The organism is Polynucleobacter sp. AM-25C3 (assembly GCF_018882335.1).
Classification (GTDB): Bacteria; Pseudomonadota; Gammaproteobacteria; order Burkholderiales; family Burkholderiaceae; genus Polynucleobacter.
This window is the reverse complement of sequence record NZ_JACVOS010000020.1, coordinates 1-10,733: the sequence shown is the minus strand read 5'-3', so window position 1 is coordinate 10,733 and position 10,733 is coordinate 1. Positions and strand designations below refer to the sequence as shown.

The window sequence follows — 10,733 nt, the reverse complement described above, 5'->3', positions numbered from 1 at the left end:
GCCATGATTTGGCTATCGGTAAAGCGGGAGGTTTTCATAGAATTTCCTTTAAATCAAACAACTTAGAAATTCTACTTTTAACTCAGGTTAAGGGGCGGGGGTATTACCAAGGGGCGGGGGTATTACCAAGGGGCGGGGGTATTACCCTAGAGTACCGCTTTAATACCATCGCCTCACTAACAGCGGGTCGCTTCTACAACAGCGATCGGGCTTATTCAAACTATGCTGGCGTGTACTACCAACCGATTGCCATTGGCCCTATTAAAGTGGGTGCTGTCATTGGTGGTTTTAATGGTTACCCCAACACCAATAATGGCGGCTGGTTTGCGGCAGCCCTACCCGCATTAACTTGGGAAGGTGACTGGGTAGGTGCCAATGTCTTTTTGATTCCGACGATTGGGGATCGTGTGCATGGGGCGATTTCTCTACAAGTCAAACTCAAAGTATTTGAGAAAAACTAATCCAGGAAATTAAGAAGCAAAAGATAAAAATAAGAGATTAAGAAGAAATAAAAAAATTTATTTCAAGACCAAGTCAAATTTTTATTTAACCCAGTACAACCCAATTAAAACATTCCGTATTAATTAGGATTTGTGGAGGGGATATAAGAACCATTCCAAGCGCCGGAAATAGAGTTGTTTCTATAAGGGTAGGGCGCAAGAATCCATCTTAAATAGAGCGCTCATGGTTTAGGATCCCCCCCCCCCCATTCCAATCTACTGCTGCGCCATTAGGCTGATAGCCAGGCACTAACTTTTTGAGCATACCTCTAATTAACTGGGCATCACATGCCTCTAAGGCTAGATTAAGCTTTTCAAGCTCTTGCTGTAGATCACCCCAAGACAAAAACTCTTCATGCGCCTTCATGATTTTGGGGTGAGCCGTTGGCTGTGGATTATCCCCAATTAGGAGTTCTTCATAGAGCTTTTCCCCTGGGCGCAAACCAGTGACGGCAATCTCTATGTCGCCAAGAGGGTGAGCTTGATCCTTGACCAAGAGGCCTGATAAATACACCATCTTGACAGCCAAATCATGAATACGCACGGGCTCGCCCATGTCTAATACAAAGACATCACCCCCAACAGCCATGGCACTCGCCTGAATCACCAATTGCGCTGCTTCAGGAATGGTCATGAAATAACGCGTCACTTCAGAATGCGTCAGGGTAATGGGGCCGCCTGCCGCAATTTGAGCACTAAAAAGTGGTGCTACTGACCCCGATGAGCCCAAAACATTACCAAATCGCACCATCGAAAAATTCGTTGAATGATCGTCTTTAATATCTGCCATTGCTTGTAAAACCAGCTCAGCAATGCGCTTGCTGGCACCCATGATATTCGTTGGTCTAACAGCCTTATCAGTGCTCACTAAAATAAAATTGCTTACACCGCACTCTAGGCTCGCTTGGGCGCAGGTGAATGTTCCAAAAACATTATTCCGAATACCTTCAGCAGGGTTTTGCTCCACCAATGGAACATGTTTATATGCAGCAGCATGAAAGACTGTGGATGGTTGATGAGCTCTAAAGATCTTTCGCAACAAATCGCTATCTCGAACTGAAGCTAAGCAAGCCACCAACTTGATTGGCAAAGCTAGGTGAAGAAGCGAATCTTGGTCATCACCGACCCTCGCCAAACGATCATCCTCTAGCCCAATAAGAGCTCGCTTTAATTCCTCATAGATCAAATAGAGGGAGTGCTCACTACTATCAATCAGGATTAATGATTTAGGGGAAAATTTAATAATCTGACGACATAGCTCGCTACCGATTGAGCCGCCCGCTCCAGTTACCAAAACAACTTGGTCACGAATATTTTTTTCTAATAGCCCTACTTCAGGCGGAACCACTGCTCTTCCGAGCAAGTCATTCATATCCAAATCATGCAAGTCTGAAATTCTCACTCGACCTGAGGCCAAATCAATCAATCCTGGCAAGGTGCGAACACGTACGCCACATCCGTTTAATGAGGCGATAATTTCGCTTCTGCGATTTTGGCTCGCAGAGGGAATAGCCAGAAGCACATCTGTGATGTCTAGTCGACGAATCAGGTCGTGCAAGCCCGTATTGGGATGCACAGAAATTCCATTAATCGTACGTCCCTGCAAATAAGGGTCATCGTCAATAAAACCTTTGACTAGCATCTCTTTGTTGCTTGATAGGCCTGCTGCCACTTGACGACCCGCTGAGCCGGCGCCATAAATCAGCGCAACAGGTTGAGCTCGTTGAAATGACTTTTGAACATTGTTGATGCTGCCCAACCAATAGCGCACAAAGTATCGACTGGTTCCAATTCCGATAAATAATAGGATGGGTTGAATGACGCCAATTGACCGAGGCACGTCATCCACTCCAAGGAGGGTAAAAGTGCAGAAGAATAAGCCCGTATAAATGATAAAAACACGCGCCATGGAGGCGAGTGCAGCCGAGCCAACATATCTAAAAATAGCCCGGTATAGGCCAAAAGAAATAAAGAGGGGAAATGAAAATCCAATGGCAGCAATGAGAACTATCCACTGCTGGCCTTGAAAATCGCCCCACTGGTCTAAGCGAAGCCCAAAAGCCAGCCAAACACTGAATGCGCAAATAAGGACATCGCAGTACATTACTACGCCCCTCTTCACCGAGCGGGGTAGATTTAATAATGACTGTTTAGTTGCGTTAATAGGCATTTGAGAGATTATAAATTATGGAATGAATTTATAGTCTTTTTCAAAACTATTGGAGGAGTCACCCCTCTCTTGCATTAATAACTGAAAAACGTATCTATTTATATAAATATTTATTAATAAATCAATAGGGAGGCCTACCAAAAAAGGACCTTCAGCCAGGATACCAAAAATCCCAAGCTTATCCTTGCAGCTTACTAGCCTTTGTGAGTACATTTTGAATAACTTCAACAGATTTTTGCATTTCTTTGTCTGTAAGTGTGGGGTGTATCAGAAACATCAAGCTATTCTCACCAAGCTCCCTTGCAACAGGTAAAGGTGCAACCGGCCTCCATCCAGTGTTATCAAATGCTTTCTCCAGGTAAACCTCAGAACAACTGCCCTGAAAACATAGAACACCTTCTTTATTAATGGACTCAATAATTCGGTCACGATTCCAACCAGGCGCCAACCCCAGTGGCCGAAGGTAAACATAGTATTTGTAGTATGCGTGTGTGCACGATAATTTACAGCTCTGGTTGCCATCCGAGGTGATAGCACAATTGCTTGAGCATCCAAAAAATGGTGTCCGAATAAGTCCATCTTCATGAGAAAAAGGCTTAAGAGCTTGCTCTAGAAGGTGAGCATTAGAAGTTCTTTTTTCCGTCCAATCGGCCATACGTCGCAACTGTATTCGACCAATGGCAGCCTGCATCTCAAGCATTCGCCAATTTGTTCCAAAGCTCTCATGAAGCCAGCGAAACCCCGGGGGATGTTGTTTTTCATATACTGCAGCAAAACTTTTTCCATGATCCTTGAATGACCACATACCCCGCCAAAGAGCTTCATCATTTGTTGTGACCATGCCACCCTCGCCACCTGTGGTCATAATTTTGTCTTGGCAAAAGCTCCAAGCCCCAATATGACCAATGCTCCCAACAGGACGCCCCTTGTATCGCGCTCCATGGGCTTGAGCACAATCTTCAATCACAGACAATCCATGTTGCTCAGCTAAACTCATAATTGGATCCATATCGCAGGGCCAACCAGCCAAGTGAACACATATAACCGCCTTGGTTTTAGGAGAAATTACAGCAGATATAGTTTGGGCAGAAATATTTCCCGAATCAGGATCCACATCAGCAAAGACCGGGATGGCCCCCGCATTAACTACACAAGAAACACTTGCAATAAAAGTACGTGGTGTAACTATCACTTCATCACCCGGACCAACGCCCAGCGCCTTTAACGCAACATCTAATGCTAATGTGCCGTTAGCTAATGCTACTGCATAGCGAGTTTCACACCAATCCGCAAACTCTTTTTCAAATTCCCGGCACTCATTACCTGTCCAATAATTCACTTTATTACTTAATAGAACACGATGCACTGCGGAAGCCTCTTCATCTGTAAAGCTGGGCCAGGGGCTAAAAGGGGTATTGAGCATAATGAGATTTAAGGATTTAACTTTTATTCATGGGGCGTGCAGGATTACCAACTACGGTTGTGTTTGGTGGAACACTTTTCGTAACCACGGCACCCATACCCACAACCGCCCCGCGACCAATCACCAAGGGTCTATCAGGCGTACCTTGCTTAATGACGGCGCCAGACCCAATATATGCATGGTCTTCAATGTGAATATTTCCGTTACATTTGACGCCAGGGGCAAAGGTAACATAATCTCCAATTACACAATCATGCTCAACATAGCTATAAATATTGGCATGAAAATGCTTTCCGATGCGAATATTGCTTGTTAGGGTTACAAAAGGGCAAAGAATTGCACCATCGCCTATTTTGACATCATCTAACTCAACTACATTTGAGGCGCGTACTTCAAAAAACTGTACACCATCACTCATAGATCTTTCAACTAATTTTTCTCTAATTACACTATTAGCAATGGCGATATTAATATGGCGGCTACTTGCAGGTTGAGATAACCATTCACTATAGGTAAGGACCTGGTGCCCATTGACAACACTAGAACTTGGTTGATCATCTACAAAAACCAACTTATATTCTTGGTTGCTGACTTCCAGTTGCTTGCGAGCCAAGGGCAAAACACCACGACCGCAGCCACTAGCTCCAAAAATAGCAACCCGCTTCACGATAATTCCTTTTTTGAGCAATGATTACCAGTGAAAGGAGGCATGGTCGCCTCACCTTGCGCACTAATTCCTTCTCGCCCTAAAACTTTACGTACCGTTAGAAAAAGAATTTTTATGTCCAACCAAAATGAATAATTATCAACATACCACTCATCCAGCATAAACCTATCATGCCAACTAACTGCATTTCGCCCGTTGACTTGGGCCCACCCAGTAATTCCAGGCCTTACCTCGTGACGACGGGCCTGATCAGGCGAGTAGAGCGGGAGATAGGCCATTAATAATGGACGTGGGCCAACAAGGCTCATCTCGCCCTTTAAAACATTCCACAGTTCTGGCAACTCATCAAGGCTAGTAGACCTTAAAAAACGACCAAACGGGGTTAGACGATCAGCATCTGGAAGCAAAAATCCATTAAGGTCACAATCATTAGTCATAGTTCTAAATTTAATCATCTCAAATGGCTTTGATTTGAGGCCTGGGCGTGTCTGCTTAAACAATACTGGCGCACCCAATTTAACTCGAATCATTAACATCAATATGACTAGGGGCAGCATCAAGATAGTTAGAAGCAAAAATCCAATCAAAAAATCAAATAATCTTTTCATTGCAACCTCTTAAAAATTTCAGCGAACTTCCCTGCGCCAACTACTAACGAGAGATGATCACAGTAATATTTTCGGGAATTTTCACCCAATTGAGTTAATTGACTGTGATCTAAAGCCGCCAATCTTTCTGCCGCCCGAGCTAATTCTTTGGGGTTTTGCGATTCAGCGATAATTCCACAATTAGATTGGTAAACCAAATCAGATGCATCCCCATCAACAGCCATTAAGAGAGGCTTTCCTACGCACATATAGGCCTGAGTTTTTGAGGGGATGGTAATTTGAAATAATGGGTCTTTTTTTAAATGGACAAGCAATGCATCAGAGGAGATCAAAAACTTTCCTACTTGCGCCATTGGAACGGCAGGTAAAAAAACTATATTACTCAACTGCATATCTGCAGCTGTATTTTTTAGTCGCATGACATCTACTCCGCCACCAATCATCACAAAAACCACTCTAGAATTAGCAGCCTTTAACAGTGCAGCCGCCTGCAGCACAACATCCAAAGCCTGAGCCTTACCCATATTTCCTGCAAAAATAACTTTAAAGGCATTTTTATCGGGGAAATTTTCTGGTAAGGCACCCCCCGGAGTAAGCAATGAATCCTCGTCTGCCCAGTTATAAATCACCTCGACCTTATCTTTCGGTACTCCACGCTCAATCAATAAGCACCTGAATCCGGGCGAAAGTACCACAATCTCATCAACCTGACGATAGACCCAATTGCAAACCTTGCTCACAACCGCTAATAAAGGCGCATTATTAATCATTCCAGTAGCCCGCAAAGTATCGGGCCACATATCCTGAATATCGTAAACAATAGGAATTCTTCGGAACATCTTAATCAGACTTGCTGCAATGCCTACTGTTAATGGAGGATGATAGGCGTATATAACATCTACCCGCTTCATAAAAAATAAGCCATAAAATAAAACTGAAGCAGAAAAACTCACGTAATTTAAAATACGCTTAATTGCAGACTGATCGTGACTTGGGTACAGAGGTAATCGAGTTATATTTACTCCATCAATCACTTCTCTTTGTATTAATCCAACCTTATATCCAGCATAAATCTTGCCGCCTGGGTAATTTGGAAAGCCAGTGATAACCTCAACCTTAAAACCTTGCCTTACCAATTCGCGCGCAAAAACCAAACCTTTAAAAGTTGGTTCGGGATCAAACCATTGGGTCAACAGGGCTATTTTCTTGTCATGCATACTCGACAAACTTTAATACTTTTTCCAGACTACGCGATTAACATAATCGGTATAGCTATGAATAATACGAAGAACCTTATCACTCACATTAGGCATGCTGTAGTCTGAAACTTGACGAAGAAGGCGCTTACTATCTCGGGGCTGAGTAGATAAAATGGTCAGCCCTTGTAGTACACGCTCAATACTTAAGCCCACCATCATGACGGCCGCCTCCTCCATCCCCTCAGGTCGCTCATGCGCTTCTCGTAAATTCAGTGCTGGAAAATTCATAATGGATGACTCTTCATTAATCGTTCCACTATCAGAAAGCACCGCTCTAGCTGAGACCTGCAAGTGGTTGTAATCAATAAAACCCAAGGGCTTTAGTAACTGAACATTTGGGTGAAACTGAATACCCTTAGCATCAATCCTTTTTTGGGTACGAGGGTGAGTAGACACAATTACCGGCATTCCATAATTTTCGGCGATGACATTAAGGATGTTGACTAGTTTCTCGAAGTTGCAATCCGAATCAATATTTTCTTCCCTATGAGCGCTAACTACAAAATATTTATCAGCTTCTAGATGCAAACGTTCCAGTACATCTGACGACTTTATCGCTGAATCGTAATGCGTTAACACTTCGAACATGGGGCTACCAGTCTTAATTATCTGGTCAGGCGGTAGGCCTTCGCGCAACAGATACTCGCGCGCAATACTGCTATAAGTTAAATTAATATCGGATGTATGGTCAACAATGCGTCGATTAATTTCCTCGGGAACGCGCATGTCAAAACAGCGATTGCCCGCCTCCATATGAAATATAGGAATTTTTCTTCTTTTTGCAGGAATAACAGATAAACAACTGTTAGTATCGCCTAGCACTAATAATGCTTCAGGCGATTCGCTAATCAATAGCCCATCAATACTTGAAATAATATTCCCAATTGTTTCTGCAGCGCTACCTAGGGCAGCATTTAAGAAATAGTCCGGCTTACGAAGTTCAAGGTCATCAAAAAAAATTTGATTTAACTCGTAATCATAGTTCTGGCCGGTATGGACAATGATGTGCTCACAATACTCATCTAAACGAGCCATTACCCGTGATAGCCTAATAATTTCAGGCCGCGTGCCCACCACTGTCATTACTTTGAGTTTTTTCATTTCAAACCTTGCTGACAATCGTATCCGGGTTTTGATGATCAAAAATTTCATTGGCCCACAGGATTGCCACCATTTCATCATTACCAATATTTGTTACATCATGTGTCCAGCCCGGGACTGTCTCAACTACCTGAGGTCGCTCTTCGGAGGTTACAACTTCATATCGTTCGTTAGTAACAATATTGCGAAATCCAAAACGAGCCTTACCCTTAATTACTAGGAATTTTTCAGTTTTTGTATGATGATAATGCCCTCCCCTCGTAATTCCGGGAAGAGCTGTAAAAAAAGAGAATTGCCCAGAATCTTTTGTCTTGAGCATCTCCACAAAAACACCACGCTCATCACCGTATTTTGGCAAATCATAGACAAATTCACCCGGCGGTAGGTAACTAACATAGGTGGAATATAAAGCGCGAGTAAACCCCACCCCCACTTTCTCGGACACCAATGAGTCACGACAATTTTTAAACGACTCGATTTGGGTTGCCAAAGTACCCAGCGATATTTTATAAACAGGATTTACTTCGCGACGAGACAAGCCATTGGGGATATCAACCAATAATATATCTATAAAAGCCTCAATGACATCATCAATATAAACCAAGCTAATGTAAGTAGAGGGGTCATTAATCTGTATTGGCAAATGATTAGCCACGTTGTGACAAAAAGTCGCAACTACCGAGTTGTAATTAGGTCGGCACCATTTGCCAAAAACCCCTGGAAGCCTAAAGATTATGACCGGATTATTGCCACTTAAGGCAAACTCTTTACACAACTCTTCAGACCTAAGCTTGCTTTCTCCGTAGGAATTTGCCAAAGCAGCCTGCGCGGATGAGGAGACAATCAGCGGAATTTTACGATTTGTTGCGGAGATCATCCCGCAAAGTCGAGCCGTTAAATCTATATTTACCTCAGAAAATTCTTTGATATCGTCGGGCCTATTAACTCCCGCCAAATGAACAATCGCATCACACTGATCTACAAAAAACTCCAGATCCCTAAAAGAATGACTACGATCAAAAGCAATGACTTGAAATTTTTCGAGCTCACATAGCCGAACAATGAAATTTTTTCCAATAAATCCATTAGAGCCAGTAACAAGAATTTTCATCTATTCCTCTGGACTAGCATTTTCACCACGCGATATAGCTTTCATAAATACAAGTTTATTGAGTAATTTTTTCATACCCTCAACATCTAATCGAGTTGTGTTGTGAGAATTATAATCCTCAGCATGTGAAATTTTAGCCTCTCCTTCTTCGATAAACTTACCATAGTTTAAATCCCTCAAATCAGGCGGGATACGATAATAATTGCCCATATCTTCCGATGCAACTCGCTCCTCACGACTTAACAGAGCTTCATACAATTTTTCCCCATGACGCGTACCAATAACTCTTATTGCGTGATCAGATCTACCAAGCAACTCTGTTAGCGCAATTGCAAGTGTTTCAATTGTTGCGGCTGGAGCTTTTTGAACAAAGATATCGCCAGGGTTGCCGTGCTCAAATGCGTGGAGAACCAGGTCAACCGCATCATCCAGAGTCATCATGAATCGAGTCATCAAAGGATCAGTAATCGTAATTGGCGTACCGGCACGAATCTGATCGATAAAAAGAGGGATCACAGAGCCTCGAGATGCCATTACGTTGCCGTAACGTGTGCCACAAATAACGGTTTTATCACTACAACGCGATTTAGCCACCATAACTTTTTCCATCATAGCCTTGGATATCCCCATAGCATTAATTGGATAGACGGCTTTGTCAGTACTCAGACAGACCACTCGGTCAACTCCACAATTAATAGCTGCCTCGAGAACATTTTCAGTGCCCAGGACGTTAGTTTTAACTGCCTCCAAGGGGTGAAACTCGCATGAGGGTACTTGCTTGAGCGCTGCAGCATGAAACACAAAATTCACCCCCCGCATAGCATTCGTAACTGACTGCAAATCTCGCACATCCCCCATATAAAACTTTAACTTATTAGTCTGATATTTTTTCCGCATATCATCTTGCTTCTTTTCATCACGACTAAAAATCCTTATTTCAGATAATGAACTATCCAAAAATTTACGTAAGACAGCATTACCAAATGAGCCTGTTCCCCCTGTAATTAAAAGGGTTGAATTACTAAAATTCATCAGTACATCCTCCGATATTCACAATAGCCATCTCGCGCATATTTATATGCAGTTTTTTTTGGGGTTTTAGAAAGGGTCGCGCTCTCATTGTGCTCAACAACTAAATTTGGATCATAAAAAAGTCGCCCACCTGCAGCATGGACTTGACTGGAAAGGAATGCCTCTTCACCATATAAAAAATATGGATAGTTAAGCTCTGTAAATTTACTAAAAAAATTACGCGTTAAAACGTAGCATGCACCTATCCCCATATGCAAATACATCGGCACCGATATATGCTTGCCATGATTTCGCTTGAAACGAGATAGATTGAAGATTTTATAAATAGAAATCATGCATAAAGCCAAGTAATAATTTGAGAAATATAAATCTAATTTAAGCCTTCCCATAAAACTAAGAGGAGCCACTAAGTGAGGATTTTGATGATACCCATCTGTTGTTACAACATCGGGGCAAACAACAAAAACATCCTTAGGATAGTGAGATTTTAATAAACAATCACAAAATAGACTATTAAATACTAGATCATTATTGCAGATAACAACAAGGCTATTTAAATCAATTAAATCATTTTTGAAAACAAAATTAAAAGCGCCAAAGTAACCAGTATTTACACCTGGACGAATAACCTTAACAAAATTGAATTTATTCTCAAGCGCCTTGATTTGTAAAAAAAATTCGGGGTGGTCTGAATTATCAACAATGATACATTCTAAAAAAAATCCTTCAAGCAAAGGTAATCCCCCCATTTTTAACTTAAGCTAAAAGTAGAAGCTGGTACTGCAAGTGCTAGTTTTTGCTTTGGTGTAATTCCACCTAAGCCCATGTTCGGTCTTTCATGATTGTATGTCCACATCCAATC

At 42.3% G+C, this 10,733-nt stretch carries 10 protein-coding genes; 1 reads left to right on the top strand and 9 read right to left on the bottom strand.

All coding sequences use genetic code 11. From position 1 onward, the window contains the following. Nucleotides 1–8 precede the first annotated feature (8 nt). Complete coding sequence (locus ICN12_RS10470; protein WP_255537799.1) at nucleotides 9–461, top strand: hypothetical protein; 453 nt, start codon at nucleotides 9–11, stop codon at nucleotides 459–461. A 208-nt stretch (nucleotides 462–669) separates the two neighbouring features. Here ICN12_RS10470 and ICN12_RS10465 read toward each other — a convergent pair whose 3' ends face one another. The 9 genes from ICN12_RS10465 to ICN12_RS10425 all read right to left on the bottom strand — a co-directional run bounded on the left by ICN12_RS10465 (nucleotide 670) and on the right by ICN12_RS10425 (nucleotide 10,605). After that, entirely contained in the window at nucleotides 670–2,670 is a 2,001-nt protein-coding gene (locus ICN12_RS10465; protein WP_216272451.1) for a polysaccharide biosynthesis protein, read from the bottom strand. A gap of 178 nt (nucleotides 2,671–2,848) precedes the next feature. Further along, nucleotides 2,849–4,093 (bottom strand): DegT/DnrJ/EryC1/StrS family aminotransferase, encoded by a 1,245-nt coding sequence (locus ICN12_RS10460; protein WP_216272450.1) that lies wholly within the window; start codon nucleotides 4,091–4,093, stop codon nucleotides 2,849–2,851. Nucleotides 4,094–4,109: 16 nt separating this feature from the next. Continuing rightward, a complete protein-coding gene (locus ICN12_RS10455; RefSeq protein ID WP_216272449.1) occupies nucleotides 4,110–4,760 on the bottom strand; it encodes an acetyltransferase in 651 nt (216 codons plus the stop codon). Next, nucleotides 4,757–5,368 (bottom strand): sugar transferase, encoded by a 612-nt coding sequence (locus tag ICN12_RS10450; protein WP_216272448.1) that lies wholly within the window; start codon nucleotides 5,366–5,368, stop codon nucleotides 4,757–4,759. The genes ICN12_RS10455 and ICN12_RS10450 overlap by 4 nt, the downstream gene beginning before the upstream one ends. Beyond that, nucleotides 5,365–6,585: a glycosyltransferase family 4 protein gene (locus ICN12_RS10445; protein WP_216272447.1), complete on the bottom strand. Its 1,221-nt coding sequence runs from the start codon at nucleotides 6,583–6,585 to the stop codon at nucleotides 5,365–5,367. Before ICN12_RS10445 ends, ICN12_RS10450 begins: the two co-directional genes overlap by 4 nt. A 12-nt stretch (nucleotides 6,586–6,597) precedes the next feature. Further along, nucleotides 6,598–7,728, bottom strand: a complete 1,131-nt coding sequence (gene wecB / locus ICN12_RS10440; protein ID WP_216272446.1) for a non-hydrolyzing UDP-N-acetylglucosamine 2-epimerase — start codon at nucleotides 7,726–7,728, stop codon at nucleotides 6,598–6,600. Nucleotide 7,729: 1 nt separating this feature from the next. Then, complete coding sequence (wbjC, locus tag ICN12_RS10435; RefSeq protein WP_216272445.1) at nucleotides 7,730–8,839, bottom strand: UDP-2-acetamido-2,6-beta-L-arabino-hexul-4-ose reductase; 1,110 nt, start codon at nucleotides 8,837–8,839, stop codon at nucleotides 7,730–7,732. Beyond that, entirely contained in the window at nucleotides 8,840–9,871 is a 1,032-nt protein-coding gene (locus ICN12_RS10430) for a polysaccharide biosynthesis protein (RefSeq protein WP_216272444.1), read from the bottom strand. Continuing rightward, nucleotides 9,871–10,605: a glycosyltransferase family 2 protein gene (locus ICN12_RS10425; RefSeq protein ID WP_216272443.1), complete on the bottom strand. Its 735-nt coding sequence runs from the start codon at nucleotides 10,603–10,605 to the stop codon at nucleotides 9,871–9,873. Before ICN12_RS10425 ends, ICN12_RS10430 begins: the two co-directional genes overlap by 1 nt. Nucleotides 10,606–10,733: the final 128 nt, after the last annotated feature.